Origin of the sequence: Bacillus paralicheniformis, assembly GCF_002993925.1 — a bacterium.
In the GTDB taxonomy this organism is placed as follows: Bacteria; Bacillota; Bacilli; order Bacillales; family Bacillaceae; genus Bacillus; species Bacillus paralicheniformis.
Window position 1 is genome coordinate 1,697,716 of record NZ_CP023665.1, and the last position, 19,152, is coordinate 1,716,867.

A 19,152-nucleotide genomic window follows, 5' to 3' on the forward strand; every position below is an offset into this window, starting at 1 on the left:
CGGCTGCTCATTTTTTAGCAGGGGCGTAAGACTTGGCATAAAGAATGCTGTAAATGAGAAGGGTGCCGATCGTAAGGAGCGGACCAATCTCTGCCAACGCGTTCCACATCTGCAGAAAGAAAGATTCCGTTTTCCCGGCCGTCAGAAAGGAGAAGGCCGGCTCCGTCGGAGAATAGAACGATGTATAAAGAGGCTTCCAAAGAATAAGAACAAAGATCGCTGCATAAATGCCCTGGAGGATGCGGGCGATAAAAAACGGCTTAAAGCGAATATCGGTTTCAGCAAGAATGCCTGCAACCTGCGCCTGAACGCAGAAGCCGCTGAAACCCAAAATAAAGCTGACAATCACCGCTTGCTGGAGAAGCACCGCATCCGTGGCACTGACCAGTTTGCTGCCGAGCGTAATTTCAAACAATCCCGATAATAACGGTTTATCAAAATCACCAGGGAATTGAAGAGCAGTCAAAATCATTCGTGTGGCGTGCGAAAGAATGTCGGTGATGTGCATCACAGAAAGAATGTTATTAAAAACCGAAAAAAGAATGATGAAGCCGCCCACCATTAACAGCGTTTGGACAGAAGAGATGACAGCATCGCTCAAAAGTTTGCCGAGCGGCCGCTTTTCTTCAAGTCTTGCCTGATGGAGCGCTTTTAAGGCTTCTTTAATAGAAGGCAAAGGAAGCTTCTTTCGCACAGCGGTGCGGTTCTCTTCTTTTCTTCCGTAAGTACGCATCGTCAACCCGACTGCGAAATTGCCCAAATAATGGGCTGCCGCAAGCACGACGCCGAGAGAAGGATTATGGAAAAAGCCGACCGCAACGGCTCCGAAAATAAACAGCGGGTTAGATGAGTTGGTGAACGAAGCGAGCCGCTCTGCTTCGACCCGTGAAATCTGCCGCTCTTGTCTCAGCCTTGAAGTCAGTTTTGCACCGGCCGGATTTCCTGATGCCATTCCCATCGCAAGCACGAACCCTCCGACGCCGGGAACGCGGAACACCGGTCTCATGAAAGGCTCTAGCAGCAGCCCGACAAACCTGACGACACCAAATCCGATCAAGAGCTCTGATAAAATAAAAAAAGGCAAAAGGGAAGGGAATACGACCTCCCACCACATGGCAAGTCCACTTTTAGAAGCGTCAAATGATTCTTGCGGATGGGTGATGACGGCGGCTGTAAACGAAAGCAGCAAAACGGCAATCATAAGTGTCTTTACCTTTGACATGTCCATTTCTAACCCCCTTTGCGGCTGTGAATACACATTGGAAACAGGATCATGATAAAATAAACGAAAAGCTTGCCCGATTTGTGCGGAAGCCTTCTCCGTGAAACTTCTTTATCATTATACGAAGGCTGGTCCTCATTTTAGACCACCAGATTGCAGATCGGCGATACAAATGAACCGGAAGCTGCTTGAGACTTGCTGAAGCCCTTCTCCTTAATAAGCATCAATAGAAGGTATGGCATACATCTGTGAATTCATGCAGGCTGAAAATTTGGAACCGGACCGAAGATGTGAGCCGGTGAAAATAAAGATGGAGGGTTACATATACATGCTGAAAAAAAGAATTATACGCATCGCATTACTGATCGTTATCATCACGGCCGCGCTGTCATTTGTGAAGCTGCCTTATTACATTACAGAACCCGGCGAAGCGACTGAGCTGAAACCTTTAATTAAAGTTGATAACGGCTATCCTGAAAAAGGGAGCTTTTCTTTAATGACAGTGAAAGTCGGCCCTGCAAATCCGCTTACATACATGTGGGCAAAAGTGCGCCCTTATCACGAAATTCTTCCGGAAGAAAATTTCAAACAAGAAGGCGAATCTGATCAGGAATATATGAAGCGCCAGCTGCAAATGATGAGAGATTCCCAGGAAAATGCGATGATCGCCGCTTATAAGCGGGCCGGAAAAGAAGTCAGCTACACGTTTAACGGCGTATATGCCATGACGGTCGTCAGCGGCATGCCTGCAGAAGGAAAAATACAAGTCGGAGACAAAATTAAAAAAGCTGACGGAAAAACGTTCCGTTCAGCGGAGAGCTTCGTCCGCTACATCGAATCAAAAAAAGCCGGAGACCCCGTGAAAATCGTAGTTGAACGGGATAAAGAAGAAAAAACATATGAGATGAAGCTGAAAACATTTAAAGAAGATCCGAAGAGAGCCGGGCTTGGCGTATCCCTCATCACAGACCGCAATGTCAAGGTGAAGCCGGAGGTCGATATGGACATTGAAAACATCGGCGGTCCTTCGGCGGGGCTGATGATGTCAATGGAGATCTATAATCAGCTGACAAAAGAAGACGAGACGAAAGGACACCATATTGCGGGAACCGGAACGATCGATGACGAAGGCAAAGTCGGTCCGATCGGCGGCATCAGCCAGAAAGTCGTTGCCGCAGATAAGGCGGGAGCCGACATCTTTTTTGCTCCGAACGAAGGCGGAAAAAAAGGATCTAACTACGAAGAAGCGGTCAAAACGGCAAAAGATATTAAAACCGATATGAAAATCGTCCCTGTCGACACGATGGATGATGCGATTCATTATTTGGAAGATAAAGTGAAAACCGCCTGATGAGCAACATCAGGCGGTTTTATTTGCGCAAAAATATCCGGCTGTCTTCGTCATACCTGATCGGCGAAAGGGAATATTCCTGCTCTGTCAGCATCGTCCGCCCCGGCTCTTTGAGCGGGGCGCTGTATACTTGACCCGCTTTTATGTCGAGCTGAAGGGAAGGGTGGGAAAAAGATCCCGTCTTTGTAATAAGGGGTACGCTCAAGCTTTTTTTCTTTTCCGCTAAATAGGCCTGTCCTTTTTTTGTCATGCCGAGAAGTCTGATGTATGCCGGATACGGTTCGCTTAACATGCGCTTGACGTCGGCTTTCTTCGTTTTTGTGAGGATATGGGTGTTCATGCGCTGCAGCCTTGTCCATGTATAGCGCTTCGTTTTCAAAAGCTCCATGTATTCCTTAAATGAGCCTGCTTTTCGGATCGCTTTTTTGGCGCGGTGCTCAAGTCCTTCTTCCACTTCATAAATCCCTTTCAGCTCTTCTGTATCCATTGTATGGAGGCTGTATTTCAAAAAGGGGAAATAATCTTCGGGCGAGTGCCACATGCCGAAAGTCCGGGCGTATTCATCAAGCTCGTCGATCGATGGCTTTGGAAGGTAGAAGCGGCTGTTCGCGAGGCTTCCCGTTTCAAAGATCGATTTGCGTATGCTTGTGGCGCTTGCGATTCGGTCCGCTTCCGGGAAGGCCGAATCGTGATAGCCCGAGGATCGGCGCTTGACGGTTTCAGGCTTCATGCTCAATTGCTTTTGCACGATGGCTTTCACATAATGGAATCCGAGTATGTTGTTCGGCTTTGAAAGGTCAACAATGTTTCTGCCGTCTCCGGTTACAGCCCGGAACGCCTTTGCCATCGCTTGCGGGTAGCTCAGCCCAAACGCTATTTGTTTTTTTGCTTCTTCGTTGAGCCCGTCTTCGTGCTCTATCGTATGTGCGGCTGTATTGAGAAACGCCTCAATATCGCCGTGCTCGCTTCCGAAAAACAAAGAAGCACACCCTAACTCATTTAAAATCGCGACGGCGCCTTCAGCAAACGTTTCCGCTTTTTGAACAGCGAATATGTAAGGAAGTTCAACGACGACATCGGCAAAAGATGCGAGCGCCATCTTCGTTCGCGCCCACTTTGAGACGATGGCGGGTTCGCCGCGCTGCAAAAAGGAGCCGCTCATAACGGCAACCGCCACCTCGCTCCGGGTTTCCGATTTTGCTTCCTTTATATGATATAAATGTCCGTTATGAAAAGGGTTGTATTCCACAACAAGGCCGACCGCTTTCATTTTTTCACCTCTCTTGCATCTCTTGAAATAGTTATGATACATTTACACATGGAATGTCCAGACGCCTAGCGAAAAACAGCATTTTTTCTAAGTGTATGAATTGTTGTTCACAATGTCAACGAATGAAAAGCGCAGGCGCATATCTGTAAAGAAAAAATATTGACAAAAAACATGATGAAAGCTATAATCATGTTTGTTGCTCACTTAGAGGTGATACAATGAAATGGACGATACATCAGTTGAATCAAATGCCGAAGAAAGACTTTGAATTTGATGAAACAGTTGATTTAAGCGAACTCTCTCAAAGCTCGGAAATACGCAGCATTTCACCGGTGCGGGTGAAAGGGCGCGCGGAATTCCGCTCAAAGCAGGCTGCATTTGATTTTACCATTTCAGGCGAGATGATCTTGCCTTGCTCAAGAACGCTTGTTGATGTTCGTTATCCATTCAGTATTTCTACAAAAGAACTGTTTATATTTCATAAGACCGAGGAATTGGAAGATGAAGACGTCCATATTGTTGAGGATGACCTCATCGACTTGACTCCGGTCGTGAAAGAAGAAATCCTTCTTGAGATCCCTATGCAAATCTTTTGTGAGTCTGTTCAAAAAGAAGAAGGTGCTCCGCAGGAGGGCAAGGATTGGCAGGTCATTACAGAAGATGACCGGAAAGACCGGATCGATCCGAGACTTGCCGGACTCGAGAAGCTCTTAAAACAAGATGATGAATCTTAACGCTCTTTAAGGAGGTGGGAATAATGGCTGTACCTTTTAGAAGAACTTCTAAAACGAAAAAAAGACTTCGTCGTACACACTTTAAATTGCAAGTGCCTGGTATGGTAGAATGCCCAAACTGTGGTGAGATGAAACTTTCACACCGCGTCTGCAAAGCATGTGGATCATACAAAGGAAAAGACGTAAAAAGCAACTAATCGTCAACAATGAAAAACACAAGACTTCAGGTCTTGTGTTTTTTTATTCCCTTCATCCTTTTATTTCCTGTAAAGAAAATAGTCTATCTACTCTATCAGCCGCATATGTATGAGGTAAATTCATAAAGTCATGGAGGGGGATAACATTTGACGATTACAAGGCAGGATGCATGGACACAGGATGAAGATATATTGCTGGCTGAGGTTGTTTTAAGGCACATTCGGGAAGGCGGCACACAGCTTTCAGCCTTTGAAGAAGTGGGCAAGGCTTTAAGCAGAACGGCCGCTGCCTGCGGATTCCGCTGGAATTCCTTTGTCAGAAAGCAATACCAATCAGGTATTGAACTGGCAAAAAAGCAGCGTAAAGAGCTGCGCAAAAAAATAGGCGTCCATTCTGCGAATCTTCCTGGATCTGTCAAAACGGTTTCCGGGAGCAATGCGGAAAATCTGACGCTCGATGATGTTATTCAATACCTTGAAAAGCTGAAAGAAGCCCCTGTTCAAAAAGACTTTATAGATGAGAAGAAAAAGCTCGCTGAAGAAATCAATGAGCTGAAACAAGAAGTTGAAAAGCTGCGAAGCGAAAATCAATCGCTGAAAAAACGGCTTGAATTGACGGAAGAGGACTATAAAGCCTTGATTGAAATCATGGAGAGAGCCCGAAAAATGGTCGTTCTTCAGGAAGGCGAACGAAACAAAAAGGTGAAGCTCCAGCCGGAGTCGAATGAAAATCTCGAGCCACTTGAAAAATAGAAAACCGGCCATCCGCTTTCGGCCGGCTTTTTTCATTTAGGCTGATTCAGAACTTTGATTTGGTTCGCTCGCAGGATGCCAAACGAGCGGATTTTCCCCTTTATCCCGGGCCATATCGTATTTAACCGGTGTAAAGCCCATCTTGCTCCAAAAATCGGATGATTTGACACGCGGGCTTGTGCGAATCGGGAGTCCGAATGATTTGGCGAACTCCACCAGCATCGTACCGTAGCCGTTGCGCTGATACCCCGGCAAAACTTCAAGCTTCCAGAGCTCGAGGTAATCCTGGCCTTCTTCAAAGTATTGGTTGGTTTTTCCATCCGCTTTATACAGGCTCATTCTTGCGACGAGCCGATTCCCGTAATAGATGCCGTAAAAAGGTGAATTGCTGTCGTTTTCAATCATGTTGCTTTCGAGGTCCTCCAGCATGGAAAGCTCTTGAATCCCGTACTCCCTGAACTTTTTAAATTCTTCAAGCGTTTTGTAATTGATCAGCAAACGTTCGACTTTGACCATTATGTTACCCCCTTGTTTGTGGTCTACTTCTATTGTAAACGCTTTTTTCAAAAAATCCAAATGATAAAAATTTTCTAATATAATGAAGCGAAATGGTTCTGAATATTTGAAACAACTTACAAGTCAACGGCGAAAATTTCTGCTATGATATACAGTATATGAAAAAAATCAGGGTGTGAGCATGTGAAAATCGGAGTCATCGGAGGAGGCTCGGTCGGCCTCCTTTTTGCATACTATTTTTCATTCGGCCATGAAGTGACGGTGATCGCTCGGAGAAAGGAACAGGCTGAAGCGATTGAAGAAAAGGGAATCCGCCTTCTTGAAGACGAACAAGAGATGATCGTGAACGTCAGAGGCAGGACTGAACTTGATCCGGACTGCGATCTTCTTTTTGTTGCCGTAAAGGAGCATCAGCTCGGAGGCGTTCTGCCGGAACTGGAACAGGCCGCTCCTTGTGATATCATGTTCCTGCAAAATGGAATGGCCCATATTCCCGTGCTTGAAAAATGGCAGACGGGCCACCGCATTTATACGGGATCTGTGGAACACGGGGCAGTCAGGGTGGATGACCGCACATTCCGGCACACGGGAAAAGGGGCCGTAAAATGGAGCGCGTTCCGAAGCCCATCCGCCTCCCGGCTGAAAAAAGAGCTCGCTTCAGTTCATGAAGCGTTCCCTTTTATTTGGTGCGAAGACTGGTATAAGACCCTCGCTGGAAAATTGATTGTCAATGCGTGCATCAATCCGCTGACGGCTCTTTTGCGGGTGGAAAACGGCGCACTGCTTGAAGAGCCGATGTATGAGGCCTATATGAAGCTCGTTTTTGAAGAAGCGAGCCGGATTTTGAAACTTGAAGACCGCCAAGCAGCATGGGACCATGTTCTTTCCGTTTGCCGCCGGACAAAAAGCAACACGTCTTCGATGCTTGCCGATGTGCTGGCCGGAAGAAAAACGGAAGCCGATGCGATTATGGGCTATCTGCTGAAGCGGGCAAAAGAGTCAGAGGAGTCTGCTCCGCACCTTACCTTTTTATATCGCAGTATCAAGGCGCTTGAAAACGAATGGAGCTAAATCTTTTGACCGAATCGCGGAACGTGCTATACTCGTTTCGGAAAGCTAACTATTTACTGGAGAAAGGAAGTTCTAAAGATGCAGCTTACTGAACTTTCCATACAAAGTCAAAACCCTTTTGTTCGAGACTATATAAATGGAAAAAAGGAGATAGAGCCGTTTTTCGATTACGGCCTGAGCAATGAAAGTTGGAGTGTCCGTTTGGATGACCTTTCCTCCCGGACGTATGACCGCGATGCTTTAGCTGACTATTTGCTCGACTATCACAGCAAATTTCAATCGGCAAGCATGAATGAAACAATCGAACGGCTTCGCGATCCGAAAAGCGTCGTCGTTGTCGGAGGGCAGCAGGCCGGCCTTTTAACGGGTCCTCTTTACACTATACATAAAATCGTATCGATCCTTGTATTTGCAAAGCAAAAAGAACAAGAGCTGAACGTTCCGGTCATTCCGGTATTCTGGGTTGCGGGGGAAGACCACGATCTGGAAGAAATCAATCACGTCTACATTTCTGACGGGGGCAAGGTGAAAAAGCACAAGCTCCCGCAGTCTCACTGGAAAAAAAGCCAGGCGTCAAAAACGGCGCTCGATGCCGAAAAAGCTGAAAAGTGGCTGGACGGGATTTTTGCCTCATTTGAAGAAACGGAGTATACGAATGATCTTCTCAGCCATTTGCGCCGATGTTTAAGGCAGTCTCTTTCCTTCACCGATTTTTTCGAATATCTTGTTGCCGGCATGTTTGAACAAGACGGACTGATCCTTCTGAATTCCGGCGACCCGGGCATCAGAGCCCTTGAAGCGCGTTTTTTCCGGCAGCTGCTGAACAGAAACGACGAGCTGACCGATTCTGTCAAACGGCAGCAGGAATTCATGCAACAACTGGGCTACACACCGATTATCGAAGGAGCCGCACAGCATGCGAACCTTTTTTATGAGCACGACGGCGAGCGCTTTTTAATCGAAAAAGAAAACGGGGCGTTTTTTATAAAAGAGCTTCACCTTCAGTGGTCTGAAGCAGAGCTTTGCGATTTGATCTGCCAAAAGCCGGAAGCGTTCAGCAATAATGTCGTAACAAGGCCGCTCATGCAGGAATACCTTCTTCCGACATTGGCGTTCATCGCCGGTCCCGGAGAGATCAATTATTGGGGCGAGCTGAAAGGCGCTTTTCAGGTTATGGGCTATAAAATGCCGCCTGTCATACCGAGGCTTCAGGTTACATTCCTTGAGCGGCACATCGAAAAAAAGCTGGGCGAGCGGGGAATCGAACTCCGTGAATCGATTGAAAAGGGAGCCCGCGCCAAAAAAGAGCAGTATTTTGAAGATAAGGTTCCGAGCGGTTTTACCGATTCGGTCAAACAGGCGAAAGAAAAAATCGAAAACATCCATTCCGCTGTGCGCGCTGAAGCCCTCGAAATCGATGGGAGCCTCGGCCCCCTTTTAGAAAAAAACTCAGGCTTCATTCAAGACCAGCTCGAATTTTTGGAGAAAACGGTTATTAAAAGGATTGAAGAAAGAGAAAACTACATTTTGCGTGATTTTGACAAAATTCAAACGAGCATCAAGCCTTTAGACGCTCCGCAGGAGAGAATTTGGAACATCGTGTATTATTTGAACAAATACGGTCCGAATTTCTTGGAAAAATACAAGGATTTGCCATATTCATTTCAAAACATGCATCAAGTTGTCAAACTTTGAAATAATTTTTTAAAAAACCCTGAGTAGTTCAGGGTTTTTTTTTGTTCTAAAACAGTGTAAAATAAATTTGTGGAGAGAAGTGGTGGATAGTGGTGAGTTGAGGAACGAAAGTGGGGGCCGAGATCATGTTTATGGGTGAATACCAGCATACGATTGATTCAAAAGGCCGCATGATCGTTCCGGCGAAATTCAGAGAAGGCCTCGGCGAGCAGTTCGTTCTGACGCGCGGGCTTGATCAGTGCCTGTTTGGCTACCCGATGTCCGAATGGAAACTCATCGAAGAAAAACTGAAGGCTCTTCCTCTTACGAAGAAAGATGCACGCGCTTTTACCCGCTTTTTTTTCTCCGGAGCCACCGAATGCGAATTGGACAAGCAGGGCCGGATCAACATTGCATCACCGCTTTTAAATTATGCAAAGCTTGAGAAGGAATGCGTGGTCATCGGAGTTTCAAATCGAATTGAATTGTGGAGCAAAGAGATTTGGGAACAATACGTAGAAGAGCAGGAAGATTCATTTGCCGAAATAGCTGAAAACATGATCGGATTTGATATATAATGAATCTTTGCGCATGCGGCGCTTCTGCAATCAGTTCATTTGAATAAAGGTGGGACTAGTAAAGAAATGTTTGAGCATACAACAGTATTATTAAAAGAAACAGTTGACGGTTTAAATGTAAAAGAAGACGGTACATATGTAGACTGTACATTAGGCGGTGCCGGTCACAGCGAATATTTGCTTTCACAGCTGTCTGAAAAAGGAAAGCTGGTCGCTTTTGACCAGGATGAAACCGCACTCCGCCACGCGAAGGAAAAACTGGCGGATCATGAAGGACAAGTCGTTTTCATAAAAAGCAATTTTCGGTATTTAAAAGACCGTCTAAACGAAATCGGCATCACGAAAGTGGACGGTGTTTTATTTGATTTAGGCGTCTCATCTCCTCAGCTGGATACACCTGAAAGGGGCTTCAGCTATCATCATGATGCACCTCTTGATATGCGAATGGACCTGTCGGCGGGCCTTTCGGCAAAGGAAGTCATCAATGAATGGCCTTATGAGGATCTCGTGAAAATCTTCTTTAAATACGGAGAAGAGAAGTTCAGCAAGCAAATCGCCAGGAAAATCGAAAAAGCAAGAGAACAATCGGCTATTGAAACAACAGGCCAGCTTGTCGATATCATCAAAGAGGCGATTCCCGCACCGGCAAGAAGAAGCGGCGGGCATCCGGCTAAACGGATCTTCCAGGCGATTCGAATTGCGGTAAACGATGAATTGAGAGTGTTTGAAGAAGCGCTTTTACAGGCGATTGAGGTACTGAAGCCGGGCGGAAGGGTATCGGTCATCACGTTCCACTCGCTGGAAGACCGGATCTGCAAATCGACATTTAAAGAGATGTCATCGCCTCCTGAACTGCCTCACGGACTGCCCGTGATCCCCAAGGAGTTTGAACCGAAATTAAAGTTAGTCAACAGAAAGCCGATCACAGCTTCTGAAGAGGAGCTTGAACACAATAACCGTGCGCGCTCAGCGAAGCTGCGCATCGCGGAAAAAGCACGAGAGTGAGCTGTACGAATTAAAAGGAGGTCATCAGTCTATGAGCAATTTGGCTTATAAAGTAGAAAAACAGCAACGACAGACAAACAGTGCAGAACAATCCGTTATCATCCGGAGAAGAGCATCGATAACGCTTGGGGAAAAGGTACTGATTGTGCTTTTTGCCCTGGCTGTACTCAGCGCTTCACTTTTTATGATTTCAAAGGCTTTTGCCGCGTATCAGACCAATATTGAAATTCAAAAGCTCGAAAAGAAGGTTGAAACGGAAAGCAGCAGAGTTGATGACCTCGAAAAAGAAGCCGATATGCTGAAAGAGCCGGACCGTATCATGGACATCGCCCGGAAAAAAGGCCTTAAATTAGGTGATAAAAAAGTGAAAGACATACAGGAATGATGCACAATGCCGAAAAAAAATAAATTCATGAACAGAGGAGCGGCAATACTCAGTATTTGTTTTGCCCTCTTTTTCTTTGTTATCGTAGGACGATTTGCGTTTATTCAAGCGACGGGAAAAGTGAACGGCGAAGTGCTTGCACAGAAGGCGAACGAACAGTATGAGAAAAAGCGGACGATCGAAGCCCACCGGGGATCGATCCTTGACCGGAACGGAAAAGTGCTTGCCGAAGACACTTCGACATACAAGCTCGTCGCGATTATGAGCAAAAAGATGGAACCTCAATACGTGAAAAACAAGCAGCTGACGGCTGAGAAGCTTGCGCCGATTCTCGGTATGGATGAGGGGAAAGTGCTCGATATTCTCAATAAAAAAGGAGCGTTTCAGGTTGAATTCGGATCGGCGGGGCGGGATTTGACATATGCCCAAAAAGAAAAAATCGAAAAGCTGAAGCTGCCTGGCATCGTGTTCACCCGCGATACGAAGCGCTACTATCCAAACGGAATCTTCGCTTCCAATCTCATCGGCTATTCGCAGATCAACGCAAAAACAGGTGAAATGCAAGGCATGATGGGCCTTGAAAAAACGCTCAACGATTATTTGAAAGAAACGGACGGATACATGACGTACGACACCGACAGAACGGGCTGGCGCCTGCCGAACAGCAACGAAAATATTAAAGCGCCAAACAATGGAGACAACGTGTATTTGACGATCGATCAAAAAATCCAGGCGTTTTTGGAAGACAGCATGACGACCGTCCAAAAAGAATACAAGCCGAAGAAGATTATGGCGGCGGTCGTTGATCCGAAAACGGGCAAAGTGCTCGCGATGGGGCAAAGGCCGAGCTTCAACCCGAACGTGCGCGATGTCACGAACTATTACAACGACCTTGTCTCCTACAGCTTTGAGCCAGGCTCAACGATGAAGATTTTCACATTGGCGGCAGCCATCCAAGAAGGCGTATATAATGGAGGAGAACAATACAAGTCTGGATCATATTCGGTGTCTAAAAAAGATAAGCCGATTAAAGACCATAATGGCGGCAACGGCTGGGGCCCGATCACATTTAATGAAGGTGTTGAACGCTCCTCAAACGTCGCGTTTGCGATCCTTGCCAATGATAAACTCGGCACAGACCGCTTCAATCAATATTTGCGGAAGTTCCATTTTTACGACAAAACGGGCATCGACCTGCCTGGAGAAGCGAACAGCAAAATCAATTTTGAATATTTGCGTGATAAAGTATCAACTGCCTTTGGTCAAAGTTCAGCGGTCACGCCGATCCAGCAGCTTCAGGCCGCGACAGCGATCGCGAATAACGGAAAAATGATGAAGCCTTATGTCATCGATCATGTCGTTGATTCTGACAAAAACAAAACGATTTATCAAAATAAACCGGAAAAAGTCGGACAGCCGATCTCTGCCAAAACGGCAAAAGAAGTGCGCGACCTGTTGGGAAAAGTCGTCACATCTGATAAAGGGACGGGGAAGCCGTACAAGATCGAAGGATTTGATGTCGCCGGAAAAACCGGTACGGCGCAAATTGCCGGAGAAGACGGCAGATATTTGACCGGCCGCGAAAACTACGTGTTCTCCTTCATGGGCATGGCGCCGAAGGACGATCCGCAGCTTCTCGTTTATGTAGCCGTACAGCAGCCGCAATTAAAGGCTACGGAAACAGGTTCTGCTCCGGTATCAAAAATTTTCAATCCGGTGATGAAAAACAGTCTTCACTATTTAAATATCACACCGACAGAGACCAAAAAAGAAGAAAAGCAGGAAGAAAAACAGCTGGAAATGCCTGATTTCACCGGCAAACGAGCCAAATCCGCCGAAAAAGAGGCGCAAAACAGCAGCCTTGTTCCGGTTACGATCGGCGATGGCTTGGCTGTGAAAGAACAGTACCCGAAAGCGGGAGAAGCCGTCCTGCCGAATCAGAGGGTCTTCCTGAAGGCCGACGGGAAAATCACACTGCCTGATATGACGGGCTGGTCAAAGCGTGACGCTCTCCGCTTCGGCGCCATGGCAGGCATTCATATCGAAACGAGCGGCCAGGGTTATGTGAAAAGCCAAAATGTAAAAGCAGGCAAAGAATTAAAAGCCAACTCGGTCGTAAAAGTCAGATTGAAAAACGAATAGATCCCGTCTAAAAGGCTATCGGCTCAGAGTCGATAGCCTTCCGTTTGGGCGCGGCGCCTCCTGAGCATATAAAAATAAGGGCCGTTCTATCAAAACGCTCCAAGGCATAAAATGAAACAAGCCTAAATAAGGAGTGAACGGTCTCTTGCGCGTTTCCAATGTAACGGTCAGAAAACGTTTAATATTCGTTCTGCTTTTTGGTGTGATCATCTTTTTGATTATTGATACAAGGCTCGGATACGTTCAGTTCGTTCTGGGGGATAAACTGACGACATTAGCTAAAGATTCGTGGAGCCGGAACCTTCCTTTTGAGCCGGAAAGGGGCGAAATATTGGACAGAAACGGCGTCAAGCTGGCGACAAACCAAAGCGCGCCATCGGTTTTGGTTGTACCGAGGCAGGTTGAAAATCCGATCAAAACGAGCAAACTGCTGGCCAGCGTGTTGAATATGTCGGAAGAAAAAGCGTACAAACATGTCACGAAAAAAACGTCAATTGAAAGGATCAATCCCGAGGGCCGGAAAATTTCCCATGAGAAAGCAAAAGAAGTCAGAGATCTCAACTTGAAAGGCGTATACATTGCAGAAGATTCGATCCGCCATTACCCGTTCGGCAGCTATCTGTCCCATGTGCTCGGATTCGCGGGCATTGACAACCAGGGTCTGCTTGGCCTCGAAGCTTTTTATGACAAAGAGTTGAAAGGTGAAAAGGGCTATGTGAAATTTTATTCTGATGCAAAAGGCAAGAGGATGCCGGGGGAGGCGGATGACTATACACCGCCGAAAGACGGGCTTGATATGAAGCTGACGATTGATTCAAAGGTGCAGACGATTATGGAGCGGGAGTTTGATATCGCAGAAGCGAAGTATAACCCGGACGGAATGGTCGGTGTTGCGATGAACCCGAAAAACGGGGAGATATTGGCGATGGTCAGCCGGCCGGACTTTGACCCCGCAAACTACAAATCAATCGATCCTAAAGTCTATAATCGGAACTTGCCTGTATGGAGCACATATGAGCCCGGTTCGACTTTTAAAATCATCACGCTTGCCGCAGCTTTGGAAGAGAACAAAGTCAACCTCCAAAAAGATCACTTCTATGATAAGGGTTCCGTTGAAGTGGACGGCGCAAGGCTGAAATGCTGGAAGCGCGGCGGACACGGCGCACAATCGTTTCTTGAAGTCGTCCAAAATTCGTGCAACCCGGGATTTGTTGAGCTTGGTCAGCGGCTTGGCAAAGAAAAACTGTTCAGCTACATTAAAAATTTCGGCTTCGGACAAAAAACCGGGATCGATCTACAAGGCGAAGGAACGGGCATCTTATTCCCGCTTGACCGCGTCGGTCCTGTAGAGCAGGCGACAACCGCTTTCGGCCAGGGGGTATCGGTGACACCGATCCAGCAGGTCGCAGCTGTTTCTGCAGCTGTCAACGGCGGAACGCTGTATACGCCGTATATTGCCAAAGAGTGGATTGATCCCGTAACAAAACAAACAGTGAAAAAACAGACGCCGATCGCCAAAAGAAAAGTGATTTCTGAAGAGGCATCGAAACAGATCCGTTACGCGCTGGAGAGCGTTGTCGCCCAGGGGACGGGGCGGAACGCTTTTGTCGACGGCTACCGGGTGGGCGGCAAAACCGGTACGGCGCAAAAAGTCAAGGACGGGAAATATTTAAAAAACAATCACATCGTCTCGTTTATCGGAACGGCTCCTTCAGATGATCCGAGCATCGTCGTTTACGTCGCCGTCGACAATCCGAAAGGCACGATTCAATTCGGGGGTACAGTTGCAGCGCCGATCGTCGGAAACATCATGAGAGACAGCCTTCCACAGCTCGGCGTTAAGAAGCGGAAAGATCAGATTGAACGCAAATATCAATGGCTGGACAAAAAGCTGATCGAGGTCCCGAACCTTATAGGGCTTTCCGTGACAGAGCTTGAACCATTGCTGATCAACCTCAGGCTGAAAGCTTCCGGAAAAGGCGATGTCGTCGTTCAGCAGTCCCCTAAGCCGGGCGAAAAAGTAAAAGAAGGATCGACCATTCGCATTTACCTTGACAATAAAGACGGAGCCTCTGATTAATTCGGATCATGATAAGGAGCGGCAACCGGCTGATGTCCGGGGGCCGTTCCTCCTAAAAAATATATAGATTTTAAAGGATTAGCTGGATGTATCCTCTTTTTTACGCTAAAATATGAACTGTATGTCTGCATGCAGCTCGTGCGGTTAATCAACGCAGGAACATATGACAACGAATGAAGAATGATTAGACTTGAGAGGTTTGATACGATGAAATTAACAAAGCTTCTTACATATTTAAAAAATGCACCTTCCTTTGCCGGCCAAGAAGACCCTGATATAACTTCAATTGAGATGGACTCCAGGGAAGTCAAGACAGGGAGTCTTTTTGTTTGTATAAAAGGCTATACAGTCGACGGGCATGACTACGCCCGGCAAGCCGCTGAAAAAGGGGCTGCCGCTATCGTGGCGGAAAGGGAAGTTGACGCCGATGTGCCGGTGATCATCGTCCGCCATACGAAGAGAGCGCTTGCCGTGCTGTCGGACGCCTTTTACGGACAGCCGACGAAGCAGCTGAAGCTGATCGGCATTACAGGCACAAACGGCAAGACATCGACTTCTCACATGGTGGAGGAGATCTTTAGAAAAGCCGGGAGCCGCACAGGACTGATCGGCACGATGTACACGAAAATCCATGACGAAACGTTCGATGCAAAAAATACGACGCCGGAAAGCGTCACACTTCAAAAAACGTTTAGAAAAATGGTTGATCAGGATGTGGATACAGCCGTCATGGAAGTGTCTTCACACGCTCTCCACATGGGCCGGGTCCACGGGTGTGATTACGATATCGCCGCATTTACGAACCTGACTCAGGACCACCTTGACTACCACCGGACAATGGAAGAATATAAACATGCGAAAAGTCTGCTTTTCTCTCAGCTCGGCGGATCTTTTAACCACGATACACCGAAGTGGGCCGTGCTGAATGCGGATGACCCTGCTTCAGCGTATTTCGCCCAAGTGACGTCAGCACACCTTTTGACATACGGAATTCAAAACGATGCCGATGTCATGGCTGAAAATATCAAAATGGCTCCGAAAGGGACAACCTTTGATCTGGTGACGCCCAAAGGTACTGCACAAGTAACGATTCCGCTTGTCGGCCTCTTTAACGTCTACAATGTTTTAACGGCCGCGGGGATCGCACTAGCAGCGGATATCCCGTTTGCCACGATCACAGAAGGAATTGAAGGGCTGAAAGGCGTCAGAGGAAGATTTGAGCTTGTGGACGCCGGCCAGGACTTTCCGGTAATCGTCGACTATGCCCATACTCCTGACAGCCTCGAAAATGTCTTGAACACGTGCAGAGGCTTAACGGAAGGAAAGCTGTTTGTCGTCGTCGGCTGCGGAGGGGACCGCGATAAGACGAAGCGTCCGAAAATGGCGAAAATTGCCGTTGACCTTGCCGATGAACCGGTCTTTACAGCCGATAATCCGAGAAGCGAAGACCCGCTCGCCATTTTAAACGATATGGAGGAAGGCGTAAAAGGGGCTTACTATCACAGCATCGTCAACCGTGAGCAGGCGATCTTTTTTGCCATTGCAAACGCCAAAAAAGGCGATGTCGTCCTGATCGCAGGCAAAGGCCATGAAACCTATCAGCAGATCGGCGGTCAAACCTTTGATTTTGATGATGCTGAGGTGGCCAAAAGAGCCATTCTTGAGCTGAAATAACCGAAAAAGAACTACAGGAAAGAGTTGTTGAAATGATGGATGAAATAAATCAACATATGAAAAAAAACAGTGAATATGATAAATGCGTATGCTGCTACTTATATCACGCGGAAAGGAGAGAAGAACGATGCTCGAACAAGTAATTTTATTTACCATTATCATGGGCTTTTTAATCAGCGTTCTTTTATCTCCGATTTTCATTCCGTTTTTAAGAAGGCTGAAATTCGGGCAGAGCATCCGTGAGGAAGGTCCGAAATCCCATCAGAAAAAATCGGGAACGCCGACGATGGGCGGCGTCATGATCATATTGTCGATTATCGCGACGACCATTGTCATGACAATGAAATTTTCCGAAGTCAGCATGAACATGATCCTTCTCTTGTTTGTTACGGTTGGATACGGCTTGCTCGGCTTTTTGGATGATTATATTAAAGTCGTGATGAAGCGCAACCTTGGACTCACATCCAAACAAAAACTGATCGGCCAAATCGTGATTGCTCTGGTATTCTATGCCGTCTACCACTTCCAAGGGCTGCCGACTGACATCCGCATTCCGGGAACAGAGCTGTCATTTGATTTCGGCTGGATTTATCCGGTGCTCGTCATCTTTATGCTTGTCGGCGGTTCAAATGCTGTCAACCTGACTGACGGGCTTGACGGGCTGTTGTCTGGTACTGCTGCCATCGCGTTCGGTGCGTTTGCAATTTTGGCATGGAACCAGTCGCAATACGATGTCGCCATTTTCGCGGTTGCTGTTGTCGGAGCGGTGTTGGGATTTCTTGTGTTTAACGCGCACCCCGCGAAAGTCTTTATGGGAGATACAGGATCGCTTGCCCTCGGAGGGGCGATTGTGACGATCGCGATTTTAACGAAACTGGAAATCCTGCTTGTCATCATCGGCGGCGTATTCGTCATTGAAACGCTGTCCGTCATTTTGCAGGTCATTTCATTTAAAACGACCGGCAAACGAATTTTCAAAATGAGCCCTCTTCACCATCATTACGAACTTGTCGGATGGTCTGAGTGGAGAGTTGTCGTCACTTTTTGGACAGCGGGACTTCTGCTTGCCGTCTTAGGAATTTACATCGAGGTGTGGTTATAAGTGGATACTCAAGATTTATTGCAAAATCAAAATGTGCTCGTACTGGGGCTGGCGAAAAGCGGATATGCTGCCGCTTCGATCCTTCATGAAAAAGGCGTAAAGGTTGTCGTGAATGACCAGCTGCCTTTTGAGGAGAATGAACCTGCGCGGATTCTCGCGGAAAAAGGGGTGGAAGTCGTCTGCGGCTCTCATCCGACGGAACTGTTTGATCTTCATTCGATCGACATTCTGATTAAAAATCCGGGCATCCGCTATGAAAACGTGATGGTCGAAGAAGCGCTGAAGCGGGGCATACCGGTCTGGACGGAGGTTGAACTTGCCTATCATCTGACAGATGCTCCGTTCATCGGCATTACCGGTTCAAACGGAAAGACGACAACGACAACGCTTGTTTATGAAATGCTGAAAGCCGATTCGAAAAAAGCGCTCGTTGCTGGTAATATCGGCACGGCGGCAAGCGAAGTGGCCAATCAGGCCGGCGGAGACGAATGGATCGTGACAGAGCTGTCGAGTTTTCAGCTCATGGGGACTTATCAATTCAGACCGAAAATCGGATTGTTATTAAACGTATTTGATGCCCATCTCGATTATCACCATTCCCGCCAAAATTATGAGCTTGCCAAACAGCAGGTCTATCGAAATCAATCGGAAACAGACGTTGCCGTTGTCAATTTGGACGATGAGACAGTCGTACGGCTTGCCGAGTGTTCAAAAGCGGAGAAGGTGTATTTTTCGGTCCGCCGGACACTTGAGCGCGGAGCGTGCGTGAAAGACGGCGTGATCATGTTTAACGGTGAACCGGTCATGCCGCTTGAAGACGTCGTTTTGCCGGGAGAGCACAATTTGGAGAACATTTTGGCCGCCCTTTGCATTGTTAAAACCGCAGGCGTCTCCGATGAGGCCGTCCGCAAGGTGCTGACGAGCTTTACCGGTGTAAAGCACAGGATGCAATACGTCGCGACGATCAAAAACAGACTGTTTTACAATGACAGCAAAGCGACAAACATTCTTGCGACCAAAAAAGCGCTGTCCGCCTTTCAAAAGCCGGTCATTTTGCTGGCAGGGGGGCTTGACCGCGGAAATGAATTCGATGAACTAAAGCCGCATATGTCTTTTGTCAAAGCGGTGATCACATTCGGCGAGACCGCACCGAAGTTTGAGAAGCTGGCCGAAGAAATGGGAATACAACAGGTTAAACGTGTCGATAATGTTGAACAAGCAGCAACTGCGGCGTTCAGCCTGTCAGACGAAGGAGATGTCATTCTTCTGTCCCCGGCCTGTGCAAGCTGGGATCAGTACAAAACATTTGAAGAACGTGGTGACATGTTTGTAAACGCCGTGCATATGCTTAAATAAGGGCTTGTCTCGTAAAGATAGCCCTAAGAATTAGAGCTTGGG

The 19,152-nt window shown here is 47.2% G+C and carries 17 protein-coding genes; 14 read left to right on the forward strand and 3 right to left on the reverse strand.

The window, feature by feature from the left end:
• Window positions 1-7: 7 nt before the first annotated feature.
• Window positions 8-1,228, reverse strand: coding sequence for a sporulation integral membrane protein YlbJ (gene ylbJ / locus CP943_RS08730; protein WP_105980922.1), 1,221 nt, complete (start codon window positions 1,226-1,228; stop codon window positions 8-10).
• Between the two features lie 322 nt (window positions 1,229-1,550).
• On the opposite strand from ylbJ, the gene CP943_RS08735 reads away from it, so the two are divergent.
• Window positions 1,551-2,573, forward strand: a complete 1,023-nt coding sequence (locus tag CP943_RS08735; RefSeq protein ID WP_020451287.1) for a SepM family pheromone-processing serine protease — start codon at window positions 1,551-1,553, stop codon at window positions 2,571-2,573.
• Window positions 2,574-2,592: 19 nt separating this feature from the next.
• On the opposite strand, the gene CP943_RS08740 is transcribed toward CP943_RS08735, so the two are convergent.
• Window positions 2,593-3,843 carry a nucleotidyltransferase gene (locus tag CP943_RS08740; RefSeq protein WP_105980923.1) on the reverse strand — a complete coding sequence of 417 codons (1,251 nt, stop codon included), beginning with the start codon at window positions 3,841-3,843 and terminating at the stop codon, window positions 2,593-2,595.
• Between the two features lie 218 nt (window positions 3,844-4,061).
• Between CP943_RS08740 and CP943_RS08745 the strand changes: the two genes are divergently transcribed.
• The 3 genes from CP943_RS08745 to gerR all read left to right on the forward strand — a co-directional run bounded on the left by CP943_RS08745 (window position 4,062) and on the right by gerR (window position 5,527).
• Window positions 4,062-4,577 carry a YceD family protein gene (locus CP943_RS08745; protein WP_023857255.1) on the forward strand — a complete coding sequence of 172 codons (516 nt, stop codon included), beginning with the start codon at window positions 4,062-4,064 and terminating at the stop codon, window positions 4,575-4,577.
• Window positions 4,578-4,600: 23 nt separating this feature from the next.
• Window positions 4,601-4,774, forward strand: a complete 174-nt coding sequence (gene rpmF, locus CP943_RS08750) for a 50S ribosomal protein L32 (protein ID WP_003181522.1) — start codon at window positions 4,601-4,603, stop codon at window positions 4,772-4,774.
• Between the two features lie 147 nt (window positions 4,775-4,921).
• Entirely contained in the window at window positions 4,922-5,527 is a 606-nt protein-coding gene (gene gerR / locus CP943_RS08755; RefSeq protein ID WP_023857254.1) for a sporulation-specific transcriptional regulator GerR, read from the forward strand.
• Between the two features lie 36 nt (window positions 5,528-5,563).
• Here gerR and CP943_RS08760 read toward each other — a convergent pair whose 3' ends face one another.
• Window positions 5,564-6,043: an N-acetyltransferase gene (locus CP943_RS08760; RefSeq protein ID WP_095290421.1), complete on the reverse strand. Its 480-nt coding sequence runs from the start codon at window positions 6,041-6,043 to the stop codon at window positions 5,564-5,566.
• Window positions 6,044-6,226: 183 nt separating this feature from the next.
• On the opposite strand from CP943_RS08760, the gene CP943_RS08765 reads away from it, so the two are divergent.
• From CP943_RS08765 to murD, 10 genes are all read left to right on the forward strand, one after another.
• A complete protein-coding gene (locus CP943_RS08765; RefSeq protein ID WP_105980924.1) occupies window positions 6,227-7,114 on the forward strand; it encodes a 2-dehydropantoate 2-reductase in 888 nt (295 codons plus the stop codon).
• Between the two features lie 78 nt (window positions 7,115-7,192).
• Window positions 7,193-8,809, forward strand: a complete 1,617-nt coding sequence (gene bshC, locus CP943_RS08770; RefSeq protein WP_020451293.1) for a bacillithiol biosynthesis cysteine-adding enzyme BshC — start codon at window positions 7,193-7,195, stop codon at window positions 8,807-8,809.
• 125 nt (window positions 8,810-8,934) lie between these two features.
• Window positions 8,935-9,366 (forward strand): division/cell wall cluster transcriptional repressor MraZ, encoded by a 432-nt coding sequence (gene mraZ, locus CP943_RS08775; protein ID WP_009328555.1) that lies wholly within the window; start codon window positions 8,935-8,937, stop codon window positions 9,364-9,366.
• Between the two features lie 66 nt (window positions 9,367-9,432).
• The gene (gene rsmH, locus CP943_RS08780) at window positions 9,433-10,371 is read left to right on the forward strand and encodes a 16S rRNA (cytosine(1402)-N(4))-methyltransferase RsmH (protein ID WP_020451294.1); all 939 of its coding nucleotides are present in this window, start codon (window positions 9,433-9,435) and stop codon (window positions 10,369-10,371) included.
• 31 nt (window positions 10,372-10,402) lie between these two features.
• Window positions 10,403-10,756 (forward strand): cell division protein FtsL, encoded by a 354-nt coding sequence (gene ftsL, locus CP943_RS08785; protein ID WP_043927563.1) that lies wholly within the window; start codon window positions 10,403-10,405, stop codon window positions 10,754-10,756.
• 6 nt (window positions 10,757-10,762) lie between these two features.
• Window positions 10,763-12,898, forward strand: a complete 2,136-nt coding sequence (locus CP943_RS08790; RefSeq protein WP_020451296.1) for a penicillin-binding protein — start codon at window positions 10,763-10,765, stop codon at window positions 12,896-12,898.
• Between the two features lie 145 nt (window positions 12,899-13,043).
• Complete coding sequence (locus tag CP943_RS08795; protein ID WP_020451297.1) at window positions 13,044-14,978, forward strand: stage V sporulation protein D; 1,935 nt, start codon at window positions 13,044-13,046, stop codon at window positions 14,976-14,978.
• A gap of 207 nt (window positions 14,979-15,185) precedes the next feature.
• A complete protein-coding gene (locus CP943_RS08800; protein WP_101560822.1) occupies window positions 15,186-16,652 on the forward strand; it encodes a UDP-N-acetylmuramoyl-L-alanyl-D-glutamate--2,6-diaminopimelate ligase in 1,467 nt (488 codons plus the stop codon).
• A gap of 127 nt (window positions 16,653-16,779) precedes the next feature.
• Window positions 16,780-17,754, forward strand: coding sequence for a phospho-N-acetylmuramoyl-pentapeptide-transferase (mraY, locus tag CP943_RS08805; protein WP_020451299.1), 975 nt, complete (start codon window positions 16,780-16,782; stop codon window positions 17,752-17,754).
• The gene (gene murD, locus CP943_RS08810; RefSeq protein ID WP_020451300.1) at window positions 17,755-19,110 is read left to right on the forward strand and encodes a UDP-N-acetylmuramoyl-L-alanine--D-glutamate ligase; all 1,356 of its coding nucleotides are present in this window, start codon (window positions 17,755-17,757) and stop codon (window positions 19,108-19,110) included.
• The last annotated feature ends 42 nt before the right edge of the window (window positions 19,111-19,152 follow it).

Coding starts and splice junctions, on each gene's coding strand:
- ylbJ (WP_105980922.1), bottom strand. CDS start 1,228: ATGGACATGTCAAAGGTAAAGACACTTATGATTGCCGTTTTGCTGCTT.
- CP943_RS08735 (WP_020451287.1), top strand. CDS start 1,551: ATGCTGAAAAAAAGAATTATACGCATCGCATTACTGATCGTTATCATC.
- CP943_RS08740 (WP_105980923.1), bottom strand. CDS start 3,843: ATGAAAGCGGTCGGCCTTGTTGTGGAATACAACCCTTTTCATAACGGA.
- CP943_RS08745 (WP_023857255.1), top strand. CDS start 4,062: ATGAAATGGACGATACATCAGTTGAATCAAATGCCGAAGAAAGACTTT.
- rpmF (WP_003181522.1), top strand. CDS start 4,601: ATGGCTGTACCTTTTAGAAGAACTTCTAAAACGAAAAAAAGACTTCGT.
- CP943_RS08760 (WP_095290421.1), bottom strand. CDS start 6,043: ATGGTCAAAGTCGAACGTTTGCTGATCAATTACAAAACGCTTGAAGAA.
- bshC (WP_020451293.1), top strand. CDS start 7,193: ATGCAGCTTACTGAACTTTCCATACAAAGTCAAAACCCTTTTGTTCGA.
- mraZ (WP_009328555.1), top strand. CDS start 8,935: ATGTTTATGGGTGAATACCAGCATACGATTGATTCAAAAGGCCGCATG.
- rsmH (WP_020451294.1), top strand. CDS start 9,433: ATGTTTGAGCATACAACAGTATTATTAAAAGAAACAGTTGACGGTTTA.
- ftsL (WP_043927563.1), top strand. CDS start 10,403: ATGAGCAATTTGGCTTATAAAGTAGAAAAACAGCAACGACAGACAAAC.
- CP943_RS08790 (WP_020451296.1), top strand. CDS start 10,763: ATGCCGAAAAAAAATAAATTCATGAACAGAGGAGCGGCAATACTCAGT.
- CP943_RS08800 (WP_101560822.1), top strand. CDS start 15,186: ATGAAATTAACAAAGCTTCTTACATATTTAAAAAATGCACCTTCCTTT.
- mraY (WP_020451299.1), top strand. CDS start 16,780: ATGCTCGAACAAGTAATTTTATTTACCATTATCATGGGCTTTTTAATC.